The following is a 16621-nucleotide window of genomic DNA, read 5'->3' as shown; positions in this document are numbered from 1 at the left end:
CCCTCTGCATCAACATTCCCGGAAAGGCATACCTCGTGAAAAACGCCCTTAACCTCATCGACGTCACCCTGCAGTACCCCGACGGCGACGGAACCCTCAAGGCACTCGATGCCGTCAACGTGAAACTGGCCCCGGGGGAGTTCCTCTCCCTGGTGGGGCCGTCCGGATCGGGCAAGTCCTCCCTTCTGGCCGTCGCCGCCACGCTCGTCCGGCCCACCGCGGGCCTTGTGGTCATCGACGGGATCGACTCCGGCGGACTGTCAGAGGCTGACCGCACCTCGCTGCGCCGCGACAGGATCGGCATCATCTTCCAGCAGCCCAATCTGCTGCCGTCCCTCACGGCCCTGGAGCAACTGGTTATTGGCGACCACCTGCGCGGCAGGCCGGCGCGGGCGGCGGCCAGTCGCGCCGCAGCGCTTCTGGACCTCGTTGGCCTGGCTCCCGCTGCCGGCAAGCGTCCCCACCAACTCTCCGGAGGGCAGCGGCAACGGGTCAATATTGCCCGTGCACTGATGGGGGATCCCGCGGTGCTACTGGTGGATGAACCCACGGCAGCCCTTGACCGGGAACGGAGCGAGGCAATCGTGGGACTCCTGCGCCGGGTCACCGACGAGTTCGAGGTGGCCACGGTCATGGTCACCCATGACACCGGCTTCGTCCCCATGACAGACACGGTGGCCAGCATGCGCGACGGCAGGCTCTCCGCCCCGCAGGCGGTCAGCGCGGCCCGCGCCTGAGCCCGGGGGCGTCCCAAATCCCGAGGCGCGGAACTCCCAGACCAAATATGTCCTTCAAGGCATATCTTGCGGCGTGGTATCCCGGCATCCCGGTCACACCGGGACCGGGGGGCGTGGAGGAGGAACACAGATACACGCCGGGCAGGGGAGTCCGCCAGGGCACGGGCCCCAGGACGGGCCGCCGGATGATCCCCCGGAGGTCCATCACGCCGGCGCTGAAGTCCCCGCCGACGTAGTTCTCGTTGTAGGCACCCAGTTCGGCGGCAGTGGTGACCTGCACACCGATAACAAGGTCCCGGAACCCCGGGGCGAAGCGCTCCAGCTGCGACATCACTGCCTCGGCCATGTCCACACTGGAACCGGCCGGCACGTGGCAGTAGCTCCAGAGGATGTGCCGGCCGCCGGGTGCCCGCCCGGCATCGAAGCGCGAAGGCTGGGAGACCAGGACGTAGGGTCGGTCCGGATGCCGCCCCGCGGCTACGAGGTTTTCAGCCTCGGCCATCTCCGCACGGGTGCCGCCGACGTGGACTGTGCCGGCGTCGGCCAGTCCGGATGCCGCCCACGGGACCGGGCCGGAGAGGATGAAGTCAACCTTGCATGCCCCGTTTCCGAACCGGAACGACTCAAGGGCGCGGCGGTACCGGTCGGGGAGCCTGCCGTCTGCCAGTCTCAGGAGTCCGGGCGGCGCCACGTCCAGCAGCGTGGCGCGGACCGGGGGAAGCTCCGCCAGTGACCCGATCCGGGCCCCGGTTTCCACCGCCCCGCCGTGTGCTTCAATGTCCGCAACCATGGCCTGCGCGATCGCCGCGGAGCCGCCGACCGGGACCGGCCAGCCGACCGTGTGCGCCAGTGTCCCCAACATCAGCCCCGCTCCGGCCGGGGCGGGGGCGGGCAGTGGCGCCACGGCGTGCGCCGCGACGCCGGTCAGCAGCGCGGGCGCCAGTTCCTCCCGGAACCTGACCCCCCACAGCCCCGAGCCCTGCTCCAGCACACGGACGCCGAACAGGGCGGCCGCCACCGGGTCGCGCGGCAGCCGGAGCAGCTGGTTTAGCGTCAGGTCCGCCACGCCGTCTGCCCGGTGCACGAGCGGGCCCATCAGCCGTCCGAAGGCGCCGCCGTCGCGCCCCAGGTCCGCAACCGTCCGCTCCAGCGAGCGGTACGCCAGCGCGGCCCGGCCGCCGTCGAGCGGCGTGCCGTAGGAGACGTCGGGCACCTCCAGCCGGATCCGCTGCGAGAGCTCGAACTGCCGGAAAAACGGCGAGGCCAGGGCCATCGGGTGTACTGCCGAGCACACATCGTGAAAGTGGCCGGGCTCCATAAGTTCGGCGGTACGCAGTCCGCCGCCGGGGGTGGGCGCCGCCTCGTAGACGTGCACCTTCAGTCCGGCGCGGGCCAGGGTCACCGCCGCGGCGAGGCCGTTGGGCCCAGATCCGACGACGGCAACGTCAGGCATCTGCGGGCGCCTTCCGCCATGGCAGCACCGAAGCCGAGGGGCGCAACAGGTCCACCCGCAACCGGTCCGGAAGGCCTTCGAACGGGCCGCCCTGCGGATCATCCGTCCCGTGCCGGCGGACAACGTCATGGCCGGGATCCCAGATCTCCAAGGCCACCCGCGCCATCAGATAGCCGGTGGCGGCCATATGGAAGACCACGGCGAGGACGTAGTAGGGCATATCAATATTGTGCTGGGAGACACCGCCGCTCGTCACCTGCCCAAGGTACATCCAGACTGCCGCCCAGTGCAGCGCCTCGAAGGTCTGCCAGATCAGGAAGTCCCGCCAGCGGGGCCGGGCGAGGGCAAGCAGCGGGATGAGCCAGATGACGAACTGGGGTGAGTAGACCTTGTTGGTCAGGATGAACGCGGCGACGATCAGGAAGGTGAGCTGCGCGAGCCGGGGCCGCCGGGGTGCGGTCAGGGCCAGCACACCGATCAGCACACAGGCCAGAACGAACAGGTACATGGCCAGGGTGTTGATTGCCTCGGGCTGCAGGGGGAGCAGGCCCAGCCGGCCGGCGACGAGGTTGTAGGCGAACCAGGGCGAGCTGTAGCCGGCGGGCCGGTCCTCGGTGAAATCGTAGAAGTATTTCCAGCCCTCCGGGTTAACGGCGGCGACCGGGAGGTTGACGGCCAGCCACGCGGCGGCGGCGGCTCCTGCGGTGACCAGGACGCCGCGGAGCCGCCCGGTGCGCAGGGCCAGGAGCAGGACCGCGCCAAGAATCAGCAGCGGGTACAGCTTCGTGGCCGTGCCCAGGCCGATGAAGATCCCGGCCAGCACCAGTTTGTTCCGGGAGAAGCAGTACATACCCAGGGCCAGGAGCCCCACAGCCCACATGTCCCAGTTGATCGTGCCGGCCAGAATCATGCCGGGGGCCACCGCCACCATTGCGGCGTCCCACGGCCGACGGCGGGCCATTCGTGCCGTGGCGAGCACCGTGACGATCCAGACGGCCAGGATCAGGGCGGCGTTGATATCGAAGTAGGCCAGGATGCGGGTGGCCGAGACGCCCTCGCCGGGCACCAGCAGGGCCGTGGCTCCGGCGATGAAACCCATGAGGACGGGGTACTCGAAGAACGTCCCCTGCGTGATGAAGGGGAAGGCCCCGTCGCCCAGCCCCCGGTTCTTGAACAGTTCCGGGAAATCCGAATAGCAGGTGGCATAGAACTGGCCCGGGGTTTCCCACCCGTTGCTGCGGCAATAGGACTTCAGCAGGATGCCGATGACCGCCGCCAGGACGGTGAGGAGGATCAGGACGCGTTCCACGGTGAAAAATCCGGGGGCGACGATGCCGGGGGCAGAGCGGCGGCCCATGGGTCCGCCGATCAGTTCCGTGAAGTTCCTCAGCGTGGGGTCGCTGCGGCTCGGAATGACCAGTCGGACGCGTCGGCGCTGCTCCGGCGGCTTTGTCTCCTGCATGTCCCTGAGCTTACCGGGGCGGCTCCGGCTGGCTGTGCTGTGCCGGGCGGGTCGCCGGGCTGCCGGCCGGGCGAGTGTTGGACCGGGCGCCCGGATTGGTCACCTGGATTGGCTCCGGCGCTTAAAGGGGGGAGCCCACGCGTCGCCGCGTGGGCTCCTTGCGGATCAGTTCCGAGGTCAGTCATCAGTTTTCTTTCGGTGGCCGGGACTGCCTCAGCGGATGAGGCCCATCTGGTGCATAACGACGTAGACGTCCTCGCGTTTCTGGTCCAGGAGTTGTCCGTTGAACAGAGCCGTGTGCCGTGGGGCCGGCTGGCTGCCCAGGCGCAGGAGCGACTGGAGTTTCTGCTTCATAGTGGTCACCTCCCTCCGGGGGCTGGTACTGCGTGGTCTGGCAGTGGAGCGGGCAGTGGAGCTGGCAATAGTCACGGTGGACCTCTCTTTGGTGTGGACGGAATGGGAAGTAATTGGGCATGCCAATTAAGGCCTCTGTGAATTGAGGAAGAAAAGGCCGCAATTGGGCAGGGAATTATCCGGGCGCTAATGAATGGTTACGCAAAAGCGAAAAGGTGGCCCCTGAACGCGGGAGTGCCGCAGCCCCAACAAGAAGCTGGGTTCCGATCTTTGGGGATGCTGCGCAACCGCGTGGTTCCGCCTGGTCAGTCCGCTGCCACGGCACTCCTGCGAAGAGAGAGTGCCGGTATCACCTTGGTTCCGGGGCTTGGGTTAGACCAGTCCGCGGGGAAGGGGTCAGGAGGCAGTCGGGCCGAAATTCGGGCGCGGTTCAGCGACAGAGGCCGGGGTGGCGGTGACGAAGTACATCCATCCGCTAGTCAAAGTAATCATTTCTCCCAACCTCCTTTTCTGTTATGCCGTGGCTCCGGCTGACTGGCCGGGCGACGCGCGCCTCGACCCCGGCAGGACGCTCTGGGGTCAGAAATAAAAATACACTAAGACGGCAGGACTTGACTACCGAATTCATAAACTTTCTTGAAGTTTATTTCCTAAATCGCATTTATAGGCCCCACCGGACAACTGCCGGGGTCCTCTTATCCCAGCCAAGCGTGCAGACTTTCGCGGTTCCCAGAATGAAATGCCGGCCCTCGTGGGGATCGAGCCCCAGCCACCGGGCGGTGAGGATCCGGGAGAAGTGGCCGTGCGCAACGATCAGCACGTTGTCCAGGCCGGATTCCAGCACGCGGGCCACAATCTTGTCCGCGCGCGCGGCGACGTCGTCGAGGGCTTCGCCGTTCGGCACGCCGTGGGTCCAGATCAGGTATTCCGGGTTGTCCTTGCGGATCAGGTCCGAGCTGATGCCCTCGTAGTCGCCGTAGTCCCACTCGACGGCGAGTGGTTCCAGCTGGGCGTCGGGGAAGCCGGCCAGTTCCGCGGTGCGGCGGGCGCGCCGCAGCGGCGACGTCAGCACCAGGTCAAAGTCGACGGCGTCGAGCACCTTGCGCGCTTCCACCGACTGCTGCTCGCCCTCCACAGTGAGCGGGAGGTCGGTGAGGCCGGTGTACTGTCCGCTTTTGGACCATTCGGTTTCGCCGTGCCGCAGGATCCACAGCTGCGGACGGGGGCCGTTGACTGGTGCAATCACTTAGGGCTCCTCTGTTGAGTGCGCGACGGCGGATTCGGGCTGCGCCGCCCACCATTCGTGCAGTTTAGCTTCGGCCGCGGCGGGGTCCAGCGGGCCGTGCTCCATCCGCTCCTCCAGGAGGAACTTGTAGGCGCGCCCGACGACGGGTCCGGGTTTGAGCCCCAGGAGTTCCATGATGCGGCCGCCGTCCAGATCGGGGCGGACTGCTTCGAGGGATTCCTGCTCGCGCAAGGCCGCGATCCGGGCTTCCAGATCGTCGTAGGCGAAGGCGAGCCGCTCGGCCTTGCGCTGGTTGCGGGTGGTCACGTCCGAGCGGGTCAGCCGGTGCAAGCGTTCCAGGAGGGGGCCTGCGTCCGTGACATAGCGACGGACGGCGGAATCGCTCCAGCCGGCATCGCCGTAGCCGTAGAAGCGCATGTGCAGCTCCACCAGCTTGGCCACGGCCTTGATGGTGTCGTTGTCGAAGCGCAGCGCCTTCATCCGTTTGGTGGTCAGTTTGGCCCCGACCATGTCGTGGTGGCGGAAGCTCACGGCGCCGCCCGGTTCGAAGCGGCGCGTGGCCGGCTTCCCGACGTCGTGCATCAACGCTGCGAACCGCAGCACAAAATCCGGGCCGGGCACGGCGCCGTCGGCATCCGTTTCGAGGGCGGCGGCCTGCTCCAGGACCTGGAGCGAGTGCTGGTACACATCCTTGTGGCGGTGGTGTTCGTCCGATTCGAGGCGCAGCGCGGAGACTTCAGGCAGCACGAAGTCGGCCAGCCCGGTGTCCACAAGCAGGTCCACCCCTGCCCGGGGGTGCGCAGCGCAGATGAGCTTGACAAGCTCCTCGCGGACGCGTTCCGCGGAGATCATGGTGATCCGCTCCGCCATCCGGGACATGGCGGAGCGGACGTCCCCGTGCACCGTGATGCCCAGCTGCGCGGCGAAGCGGGCAGCCCGCATCATGCGCAGCGGATCGTCGGAGAAGGAAGCTTCCGGGGCGCCCGGGGTGGCCAGGATGGAAGCGTGGAGGTCGCGGACCCCACCGAACGGGTCCACGAGCTCCAACGAGGGCAGCCGCAGGGCCATGGCGTTGATGGTGAAATCCCGGCGCAGCAGGTCATCCGTCAGCGAATTCCCGAACGCCACCGCGGGTTTGCGGGAATCAGGATCGTACGCTTCGGCGCGGTACGTGGTGATTTCGATCTGGAAGCCGGACTTGCGCATCCCGATGGTGCCAAAGGCGCGCCCGATTTCCCAGTAGTTGTCAGCCCACTTCTTGATGAGGGCGACCGTCTGGTCTGGTGTGGCGTCGGTGGTGAAGTCCAGGTCCGGAGACGTCCTGCCCAGGAACAAATCGCGCACGGGTCCGCCCACGAGGGAGAGTTCGTGGCCGGCGTCGACAAACCGCTGCCCAAGCTCCAGGACCACAGGGTCCACCTGGAAATCAACAGTGTGCGAGTCAGTCTTGTGATGTGCGTGCGCCATAGTTTCTTAAGCTTGTCAGAAATCCCGGCCAGCACCACACCGAATACGCGCTAAGTCCGGCCGGCGGCAGCGAACCTGGGGACCGAACAGCCGATCCACTTTCCCGGCCGTCCACGTTCCTGCCATGTTTAGGTCATCAAGTGCGGACAAGAGTCGTTAGAGTGGACTTCATGGCCCATCCCGTACCGAGCGCTCCCGGCAGGAGGACAAACGCACCGTTGCCATCGGCAATCGGTGCCAACGTCGCGCCGGTACAGCACTCCGGGCAGGCCTCCCTCCCCACGGTGGAGGAAGTCTCCGCCGGCGGCGTTGTGGTGGACACGTCCGACGCCGAGCTCCGGGTAGCGATCATTGCCCGCCTTAATCGCGGCGGACGGCTGGAATGGTGCCTGCCGAAGGGTCATCCGGAAGGCAAGGAGAGCAACGAGGAAGCCGCCGTGCGGGAAATCGCCGAGGAAACCGGCATCGAAGGCAAGATCCTTGCCCCGCTGGGAAGCATCGACTACTGGTTCACCGTCAGCGGCCACCGCGTCCACAAGACCGTCCACCACTACCTGCTGCAGGCCACGGGCGGGGAGCTGACCATCGAGAATGACCCCGACAAGGAAGCCGTGGACGTCGCCTGGGTGCCCATCCATGAGCTGGCCCGGAAGCTCTCCTTCCCGAACGAGCGCCGCATCGCCGACCTCGCCAAGGAAGTCCTGCCGGAGCACCGCTAGAGCCACGCGGGTCCCCTTATCGGACGCCGATAGCGCCTTAAGCGGTGCCCGGGTGAGACGATGAAGACGATGTCATCTGCCAAACCCACCCCCGCACACTCCGGCGCCGCCGATTCCAAAGCTGTCCAATCCGGAGAAGTCCGTTCCAGCGCCATCATGGCCGCAGGCACGCTGGTTTCCCGTTTCCTGGGCTTCGCCAAGACCTGGATGTTGGCGGCCGCCCTTGGCCTGGGCTCCACCGTCAACGACACGTTCATCAACGCGAACAACCTGCCGAACCTGATCTTCCTGCTGGTGGCCGGAGGCGTCTTCAACGCGGTCCTTGTGCCCCAGATCATCAAGGCGAGCAAGGCTCCGGACAAGGGTTCCGACTACATCAGCCGGCTGCTGACGCTTGCGGTGCTGGTGTTGCTGGCGTTGACGCTGGCGGTGACGCTGCTGGCGCCGTGGGTCATTGAACTGACGACACAGGGTTACTCGCCGCAGCAGAAGGCCCTCGCCGTGTCCTTCGCGTTCTGGTGCCTTCCGCAGATCTTCTTCTACGGCCTGTACGCCCTGCTGACCCAGGTGCTCAACGCCCACGGCGCGTTCGGTCCGGCGATGTGGGCGCCGATCCTGAACAACATTGTCGCGATCGCCGGCCTCGGCATGTTCATCTGGATGTTCGGCGCCAACGTGACCAATCCGCACACGCTGGACACGTGGGACTCCACCCAGACCTTGCTGGTGGCCGGATTCTCCACCATCGGTGTGATCGCCCAGACGGCCATCCTGCTGATCCCGGTGTTCAGGCTCCGGCTCGGCCTGCGTCCGCGCTTCGGCTGGCGCGGGGTCGGCCTGGGTCATGCCGCCCGGCTGAGCGTCTGGACCCTGGCGACGGCCGCCGTCGGGCAACTGGCGTTCCTCTACGTTATGCGTATCGCCACGATTCCGGGCGCGGAACGCCTCCGCCTGGAACAGGCGGGGGACCCGGCCGCGGATACGCTGCCGGGCAACGCGGTCCTGGAAGTGGCCAGCCAGCTCTACCTGCTCCCGCATTCCATCATTGCGCTCTCCCTGGCCACGGTGCTGTTTAACCGGATGACCCGGGCCTCGCAGGACGGGGACCACGCTGCGCTGCGCAACGCACTCTCCCACGGGCTGCGGACCATGGCCGTCGCCACCGTCTTCGGCGCGCTGGCGCTCTTCGCACTGGCCGGGCCCCTGGGCATGTTCTTCTCCGGCGGCGAGAAACAGGACGGCGTCATGCTGGCCCAGACCCTCACCATCCTGGCCCTGAGCACGCCCTTTATGAGCGCCAACTTCATGATGTCCCGGGTGTTCTACGCCAACGAGGATGCCCGGACACCGTTCTTCATCCAGCTGGTGCTGGCCCTCGTGAACGTGGTCGCCGCCTTCACCATCCAGTTCCTGCCGTTCGATCAGATCATTTTCGCCATCGCCATCCTCTACACCGGCGGCAATATCCTGTCGGTCATTGTCAGTGCGGTCTTCCTGCGCCGGCTCCTGGGGCACCTGGACGGTCCGCGGATCGCCAACGCCTATATCAGGATGGGCTACGCCGCGCTGGGCTCCGCGCTGGCAGGTGCCGGGGCACTGTGGCTGCTGGGCAGTTACAGCCCGGATGGCTTCGCCTGGAGCACCCCCATCGCCGCCCTGGTGACGATCGCCGTCGTCGGGCCCGTTATGCTGGCGGCCTACCTGCTCCTGCTGAAGCTCTTCCGTGTGACCGAGTTGAGCGACCTGCTGCAGCCGCTGCTGGGCCGCCTGCGCCGCCGTCAGGCTGCGGAGCCGGGCGCCGGTGAGCTGCCGGACGACGCCGCCGCAACGCGGACCAGGCCCGAACGCGCCACCGTCTCGGTGGATACCGGCCTCATTCCAAGAATTTCGGGGGAGTTCGACGCCGCATCCTTCCGTGCCGGCCCTGACCTTGGCGAACAGGACGAACGTGCCGGACGCGACGGGCCTGAGGGCGGTTACCTGCCGGCCGAGGATGTGCCGAGCACCGCGGAGGGCGGCTTGGGTCGTGGGGACAGCCCGCTGCCTGGACGCCGGACCTACCAGGGACCGGCGGGACACAACCCGTATTTCCCGTTCGGCGGCAAGAAGAAAAAATAGTAACCAGCCGGGTCGCAGCGCCGTGCTTCCGCGGCGGGGACACTGCATCGGCTAGGATCGAAGACTAACAAGGGGAGTTGCAGACCAGGGGTCCACCGGCTTACCGGGGGACCTGCGGTCACCGATGAAGTGATCAGTTTGGCAGCTCCCGGACAGTCTAGGAGGAACCCGTGTCCCACCCGATCGATGTCGGATCAGTACTAGGTGGCCGTTACAAGGTCACTGCCACTGTACTGACCTCACATGACCAGGATCTGGTGCTGGACGGTGTGGACCAGGTGCTCAACCGTGCTGTGAGCATCCTCGTGGCCGGGCCCGACAACGCTGACCAGGTGGCCCGGAGCGCCCGGGAAGTCGCCACGGGCGAGCGTCCCGGCAACGTGCAGATCCTCGACCTTGGGGTCAGCGAAGCCACCACCTACCTCATCACCAACCACACGTCCGCCGCGGACCTGCTGGACCTGGTTGTGTCCTCCAACCCGCCCTACGTGGAGCCGTTCTTTACCGACACGCTTGGCAGTGAAATCTTCGGCCAGCCCCGTTCCCACGAACCCGAAACCTACGACGGCCTCTACGACGAAGAAGAAGTAGAAGCCGGGTACATCAACTACGGTCAGAACCAGCCGGGCGTCCCGGCATCCGGTGCCGCTCCGGCTGCTCCGCCCGCGTCTCCGGCACGCGTTCCTTCGCGGCCAGGAACGTCTCCGGCCGCAGGTGCCGCCGCAGCGGGAGCGGCGGGAGCTGCCGCCGCCGCGGGTTCCCGCGGTGCCGCGGCGCCGGCGCCATCCGCAAAGCAGGAACCGTCCCCCGAAACTGCACCGCAGGATGCCGCCCCCCAAACGACGGCGCCCCATCCCGTGCAGGGAGGCGCGCCCCGCTCCGCTGCCCCCGACTCCAGGCCGCCGGCTCCCGCCGAAACGCCGAAGGTGTCCCTGTGGTCCGACGACGACTACAACCAGCCGGCCCCCGACGACCGGCAAACCTCCGGCCCGGCCCCGGCGGCTGCCGCCATGGCCGCGACTGGTTCAGCGGACCGGGCGCCGGGATACTTCCCCGGCTCAGCCCGAAACACCGAAGCCGAAGCGGATGACGAGTACTACGGCAACGAGGACCGGCCCCAGCGCGAACCGCGGTCCATGCGCTGGCTGGTAGGCGGGCTGCTGGCGGCCGTCCTGGTGGTCGGCCTGGTTCTGGCCGTCACCAATCTCGGTAGCCTCTTCAAGACCACACCGGAGCCGGACGCCGTCGGGCCTGCCTCCACCAGCGCGGCCGCGACACCGTCGGCGGAGCCGTCCGATACCGGCAGCCCCGCACCGGCCACCGCTCCACCCGCGATTGAGGGCGTCACACGGGAGGGCAACTTTGACTTTGCCGCAACCTACGACGGAGATCTGGTCAAGACCTTCGACGGGAATGCCGCCAGTTACTGGTCGGACATGGAATTCGCCACCGACAGTTGGGGCGGTTTCGCCCCCGAAGGTGTTCCGCTCGTCGTCAAGTTGAAAGAACCTGCCCAGATTTCCTCAGTTACACTGAGCCAGTTGGGGGCCTCGGGCGGCAGCATCAGCGTCTTCACCAACGACCGCCCGTCCCTGGACGGTGCCAAGCAGGTGGGCAGCAACAGCTTCACCTCGCCGGACCTGACACTGCCCCTGCAGGAGCCCGTCACAGCGCAGTACGTCATCGTCTCCATCAAGGCCCTGCCCAAGCTGGCGGCACCCAAGACGCGCTACGGGTTTGGCCTGCGCCTGGCTGAGATCAAGGTCCAGTAGGGATTTCTGTAACCAAGCCAATACCACCGCGGTCCGCGACGCCAAGACGGTACCCTGAGTCTTGGCGCTATCCCGTGGTGCCCTGCCAGACCGGAATATTCAGCGCCCAGTAGTAGTTGTGCCATGTGGCCGGCCACCCCAGGCGGGCGCATCGACAAAGGAAGAGGTTCACCGTTTAGTGAGCAACGCAGAAAACACCGCGTCTGAAGTGCGTGATGTCATCATCGTCGGCTCCGGCCCCGCAGGCTACACGGCCGCGGTGTACACGGCGCGCGCAAACCTGAAGCCGCTGCTCCTGGCTGGCTCGGTGACCGCGGGCGGCGAACTGATGAATACCACCGACGTCGAGAACTACCCGGGATTCCCCGACGGCATCATGGGTCCGGACCTGATGGAAAACTTCGAGAAGCAGGCTGCCCGGTTCGGCACGGAAATCCAGTTCGAGGACGTCACCGAACTGGACCTCGACGGCGACATCAAGACCGTGACCATCGGCTCGGGGGAGACCTTCCAGGCACGGTCCATCATTCTGTCGACTGGTTCGGCCTACCGCGAGCTCGGCCTGCCCAACGAGAAGCGACTCTCCGGCCACGGCGTCAGCTGGTGTGCAACCTGCGACGGTTTCTTCTTCAAGGATCAAGACATCGCCGTGATCGGCGGCGGTGACTCCGCGATGGAAGAAGCATTGTTCCTCACCAAGTTCGCCAAGACTGTCACCGTGGTCCACCGCCGCGACACGCTCCGCGCCTCCAAGATCATGGCCGACCGCGCCCTTGCGCACGAGAAGATCAGCTTCGTCTGGAACACCGGCGTCGAGGATGTCCTGGGACAGGACAAGGTCACGGGACTTCGGCTGAAGAACCTTGTTGACGGCACCGAGACCGAACTCGCCGTCACGGGCGTCTTCGTCGCGATCGGCAACGATCCCCGCACGGACCTCGTCAAGGGGAAGCTGGACCTGACCCCGGAGGGAACCATCGCGGTCGAAGGACGCACCTCAAAGACCAGCGTTAAGGGCGTCTTCGCCGCCGGCGACGTCATCGACCCGACCTACCGCCAGGCCATCACGGCCTCGGGTTCCGGCTGTGTGGCCGCCCTCGACGTCGAACACTACCTCGCCGATTTCGACGCCTAGCTCGTCGAGATACAACCAACCGAAGAGAGAGACAGGGGCTATGAGCAACGCAAAAGACGTAACTGACGCCAGTTTCAGCACCGACGTACTGGCTTCCGCCAAGCCGGTCATTGTGGACTTCTGGGCCGAATGGTGCGGGCCGTGCCGCAAACTCGGACCGATCCTCGACGAAATCTCCGTTGAGTACAGCGAGAAGGTGGACGTCGTCAAGGTAAACGTTGACGACAACCCTGCGATCGCAGCCCAGTTCGGTATCACGTCCATCCCCGCGGTCTACCTGTTCCAGGGAGGCGAAGTGACGGGCACCGTCATTGGCGCGCGACCCAAGCAGTTCTTTGAAAAGGAATTTGCGGACGTTCTGTCCTAGGGTTCCCTTGGGTGGCGCCACGCCGTCCACACCGCAAAGCGGCCTCACTTCCGGAACAGGGAGTGAGGCCGCTTTTTTCTGGGTCGCAGATCCATTTCCGCCAGTTGCGGTAGCGTAAATGGTCCATCGTTCCTGGCACTGGTGCAATCAAAACTGCGCTATCAGTCTATATACGTTGCACTACTCCCAAAATTTTCTCAGAGGACGCCGTCGGGCCGTGCAATTGCTTTCCAGTCGGAGATCGGGGCGGTCCGATCACGGAGGGGAGTAGGGGCGCGTGGAGACGCACGAGCCCTTCGTGGGGCAGATGCTAGCCAACTGCTCCACCCACCTGGCCTCCGTGGCCGGAACAGGAAATGTCGAGTCTAGCGGACTAGGGGTCCCGTTTCACGTGAAACATACGTAACGGATTCACGCCCACCGAGCAATCCGAAAGATGGTTAGCTCTGCAGCACCGCGCCCTGTGTTTCACGTGAAACACAGAGCCGTGTCCTAAGGCCGTGTTCAACTTCCTACACTCTGTTCGGAGGGTCCGGGATTGACCCCTCAGACAACCGAAAAAGGCTTGTAAAGCGGCGGCAGCGTTAAGGTCGGAGAACGTATCGTAGGTTCTCGACGCCCATCGCCCGGGATCGCACCGAAGCGGTTCCGCACACAACCCGTCTCGGAAGAGGCAGGCTGAGACCGCTGCTCCGCCCCCACCCGCAAATAGTTCTACCGTCACATCTTTGCTCATGTTCCGGTCTGGTTTGGGCATTCGCCCTCGCGAGCTCGCCACAGCGACATTTGGTGGCTCAAGGTCTCACCTAGGCTGCGCATTGCCGTCGGTGACGGTTCTTGAACCCATTAGGCTGCCCGGCGCTCCTAAGAACAGCTCTTACGACGTCGCGGGAGCGTACGTCTCGACGATCACCAGGGTATCGGGACACGGCGAGCCGTCATCTCTCCCACGTCTTCCTATCACCACCACGGATATGCGCCGTGGAACCGCCATTGGAGTGTGGCTTCATGTTTCACGTGAAACGCATGTGGCGCGCAGACTTGGCCGATTATCGTGCGGTTGCCAATCGACGCGAAGAGGTGGCCATATGAACCCTTCTTCATCGTCTGTCAGCCACAATTTGGTCGAGGTTGCCGAGGACAAAGTGCCGAGGGCGGCCTGTCACTACTATTGCTAGGGCTCATGACGGAGGGACGCGCAGATCAATAGGCGGTCGTGTTTCACGTGAAACAGCACCGCGGTCTCGCAAATACCGTCCACGTGCTGTTGGCTAGAAGAAGTGCGCAACTAATATTCGACTCCCAGATATGCCGCACCACCACAAGCGCCTCCATGGGCGCCATATCGTCCGCTACCTCAAATGGCGGGCTTCTAAGGCGCCCTGCCTGGTTCTCCTGTTCGCTGGTTCGGCGGATCCCCCTCCTGGACCCGATCACTTTAGGTTCTAGCTTCCCTGGTTCCCTGAATTCTTGGCGATATCAGCAGCGTGCTGTCTGGGTTATGGTCACTCCAAAGGGCGCCTGCGCACGCAGGGGCTAGGAATGTATCCACTCGCCAACGGCGAAATACCGCCTCTCCCATGCAACACCGGAGGTCACTTTAGGCCTTCTGTTTCACGTGAAACACAACAATGCCGGTTGGTAGGGCGTGCCGGTATCTAACACTAACGGACCGTTTCGGCACCGCATGCGCGACCATGTACAAACTGATTCCGGCGGTCTGCTCCGAAGCAGCCTAATGTGGCCGCCCAGGGGCGGTGGACAGGCGTTGCCGGCCGCTACAGGCGCACCTAGCACCGTGAACGGCGGCCGATCGCCTTCCGACCTCTGCAGAGCCGGACACCGCTGGCGTCTGGCGCCTGCCGGGCTGGCCGGCCTCGGCAGCATCCTCGGAGCTACCGACATGTCCTCACTCCCAGATTCCGGTGCTGGTCGATGAGTTCTACTGCCGTGCGCCGGTTCCAGTGCGACTCGGATGGTACTGAAGCGTCCCTTACGAGGCCCCGAAGTTCCCGACGCAGGGGTGGTCGCGAACCTCGGTGATTCACTGCCCGTCCTTGGTCCCTCTCCGGGCCACGTCGCCTGCCCGCCCGTACACAAGAAAATAGGAGGCAGCTGATCGGAAAGGTATGCCGCGCAGCCCTGGCGCGAATCTCGATGCACGCTGCAGTCCTTGTGGCACCGACAGGGGAGATGCCTAGCTCACCGAGCCCGCTGCGCAGTGGATAGAACAAACACGTACGGGCATGCCGCCATCGGGTGCGTCCCTTGGCTGTGGGAATGACTGCGCATCCAGAAGACACGCTAGAAGCCTGGAGAACCCGCAGAACCAGAGCAGGGCGAGCAGGCTCGCCACGCCAGATTCCGGAATCAGTCAGGCACGTCGGTGGGCGCGGGGATTGACCAAACAACGACCAGGCTGGAGATGGCACACAGCATCATGCCGGCACGCTGAACGGGTTCCTATATCGAAGGCCAAGCGCGGCACCCAGGGGACGGGACTCATAGGCAACCTACCAGGCTCTGGGTCCATGCGGCGAGAATCTGACGAGTCATTGTGTTAGCGGTATCCGCCCACGGATTCTCTTCCCCCACAAATCCACGGGCCGTCGTAGCCACTGATGGGACGGGGAAACCTCGTGACCCGATGCTTCGAGAGGCAGTTTTCCCCACCTTCTCCACAGAACTTATTCACACAGTTATCCACAGGGACTGAGGGGAATCTCACACCAGCGCGAGCTGCCTATCCGACGCTTAGACGACGGTGCCTTCCACCTCTCTCTGGCAGCGAGGAAACTAACGCGGAGCGGCCGCCCAGCGGCGTCCACCCTAGGCGCTTGGCCCGCGCCCCAATATGCCGGTTAACCGCCTCATGGAGCTGAAAATTAACCACGGACGGGGGATTTAGAAAGCACGCTCGGGTGTGAATCGCTTCACTTCTAGGCGGCCAGATATGTTTCACGTGAAACGGGAACGGCCATAGAATGGAGGTCACGAGTATCTGCACATTCCTTGCCTTTCCCTCCACGCTCGCTCAGCCGTGAGGCGAGCATGCAGCACCGATAGTCCACAAAGTTATCCACAGCGATATCCACTGCGCTGCCCACGGGATATCCACGCCTCAGATGCCCTACATGACACCTGAGGATAGCCATTGGACAAGACCGGTCAAGCCCTCCAAACGACGCAGGTCAGGCCCGAAACGGGAGACAGCTTCGGAGGCGCCGGCTGCTAGAACCCATTCTCTTGATGACACCTCGCGGCCAGCAATCGTGGCCTCCCGTCAACTTCAAAACCGTACCCGTCAAGGCGCGCAGAAACAGCACGGGGGACAGCCCACCTGGTGGCCTCAGTGGTATTTACTGGACAATCTGGCGCAGCGACCCGGGGAGCCAACTCTGCATTCTGCTTGATCCCACAGCCAATTCCATCAGTTTCCCGCTAGAGAGTGAACTAGATTCCCCAGGCCGACGTAAAGGCCTGTCCGGGCAACTCACTTGATCCCCATCGCTAGCTCCCTGCGACTCCGAGAGTACGCTCGGCTTGATTCCGTTCATGGGACTTTGTCAGCCGCCCGGGCGCACCGTCCCAACGAGCTTCCCGGGGGAGCGGCGCTGGATCCGTCGACAAAGAGTGTCCAGCGATTTTCTATTCCACGGACATATGAGTTCACACCACCAGGAAGAACCTTGATGGCCTTCTTCCGAGGCCCAGAGTATCGGCGCCCTATTCGATCTGATCCCCACCTGCCGTGTTGCTGCTGGGAAGGCTATGTTTGCAGTTCGGGCGGA

General features: G+C 64.9%; 11 protein-coding genes. 6 read left to right on the top strand and 5 right to left on the bottom strand.

Going from position 1 to position 16621, the window contains the following annotated elements; genetic code table 11:
- Positions 1-35: 35 nt before the first annotated feature.
- On the top strand, positions 36-737 hold the full coding sequence (locus tag FS787_RS10415; protein WP_144672345.1) for an ABC transporter ATP-binding protein: 702 nt from the start codon (positions 36-38) through the stop codon (positions 735-737).
- On the opposite strand, the gene FS787_RS10410 is transcribed toward FS787_RS10415, so the two are convergent.
- The 5 genes from FS787_RS10410 to FS787_RS10395 all read right to left on the bottom strand — a co-directional run bounded on the left by FS787_RS10410 (position 718) and on the right by FS787_RS10395 (position 6719).
- Positions 718-2190, bottom strand: a complete 1473-nt coding sequence (locus FS787_RS10410; RefSeq protein WP_144672344.1) for an NAD(P)/FAD-dependent oxidoreductase — start codon at positions 2188-2190, stop codon at positions 718-720. The two genes, FS787_RS10415 and FS787_RS10410, sit on opposite strands and share 20 nt — an antisense overlap.
- A complete protein-coding gene (locus FS787_RS10405; RefSeq protein WP_144672343.1) occupies positions 2183-3652 on the bottom strand; it encodes a glycosyltransferase family 87 protein in 1470 nt (489 codons plus the stop codon). The genes FS787_RS10410 and FS787_RS10405 overlap by 8 nt, the downstream gene beginning before the upstream one ends.
- A gap of 213 nt (positions 3653-3865) precedes the next feature.
- A complete protein-coding gene (locus tag FS787_RS17985) occupies positions 3866-4006 on the bottom strand; it encodes a hypothetical protein (RefSeq protein WP_186329155.1) in 141 nt (46 codons plus the stop codon).
- Positions 4007-4667: 661 nt separating this feature from the next.
- The gene (locus FS787_RS10400; RefSeq protein WP_186329154.1) at positions 4668-5252 is read right to left on the bottom strand and encodes a histidine phosphatase family protein; all 585 of its coding nucleotides are present in this window, start codon (positions 5250-5252) and stop codon (positions 4668-4670) included.
- Positions 5253-6719: a CCA tRNA nucleotidyltransferase gene (locus FS787_RS10395; protein WP_144672342.1), complete on the bottom strand. Its 1467-nt coding sequence runs from the start codon at positions 6717-6719 to the stop codon at positions 5253-5255.
- A gap of 170 nt (positions 6720-6889) precedes the next feature.
- Between FS787_RS10395 and FS787_RS10390 the strand changes: the two genes are divergently transcribed.
- The 5 genes from FS787_RS10390 to trxA all read left to right on the top strand — a co-directional run bounded on the left by FS787_RS10390 (position 6890) and on the right by trxA (position 12830).
- Positions 6890-7438, top strand: a complete 549-nt coding sequence (locus tag FS787_RS10390; protein WP_395940335.1) for an NUDIX hydrolase — start codon at positions 6890-6892, stop codon at positions 7436-7438.
- A 60-nt stretch (positions 7439-7498) separates the two neighbouring features.
- Complete coding sequence (murJ, locus tag FS787_RS10385; protein WP_144672341.1) at positions 7499-9556, top strand: murein biosynthesis integral membrane protein MurJ; 2058 nt, start codon at positions 7499-7501, stop codon at positions 9554-9556.
- Positions 9557-9726: 170 nt separating this feature from the next.
- Positions 9727-11328: an ABC transporter substrate-binding protein gene (locus tag FS787_RS10380; protein WP_144672340.1), complete on the top strand. Its 1602-nt coding sequence runs from the start codon at positions 9727-9729 to the stop codon at positions 11326-11328.
- A gap of 178 nt (positions 11329-11506) precedes the next feature.
- Entirely contained in the window at positions 11507-12463 is a 957-nt protein-coding gene (trxB, locus tag FS787_RS10375; protein WP_144672339.1) for a thioredoxin-disulfide reductase, read from the top strand.
- Between the two features lie 40 nt (positions 12464-12503).
- The gene (gene trxA / locus FS787_RS10370; RefSeq protein WP_056428755.1) at positions 12504-12830 is read left to right on the top strand and encodes a thioredoxin; all 327 of its coding nucleotides are present in this window, start codon (positions 12504-12506) and stop codon (positions 12828-12830) included.
- Positions 12831-16621 lie beyond the last annotated feature (3791 nt).

Source organism: Arthrobacter sp. U41, assembly GCF_007679325.1.
Classification (GTDB): domain Bacteria; phylum Actinomycetota; class Actinomycetes; order Actinomycetales; family Micrococcaceae; genus Arthrobacter.
This window is presented reverse-complemented; position numbering and strand designations above follow the sequence as displayed.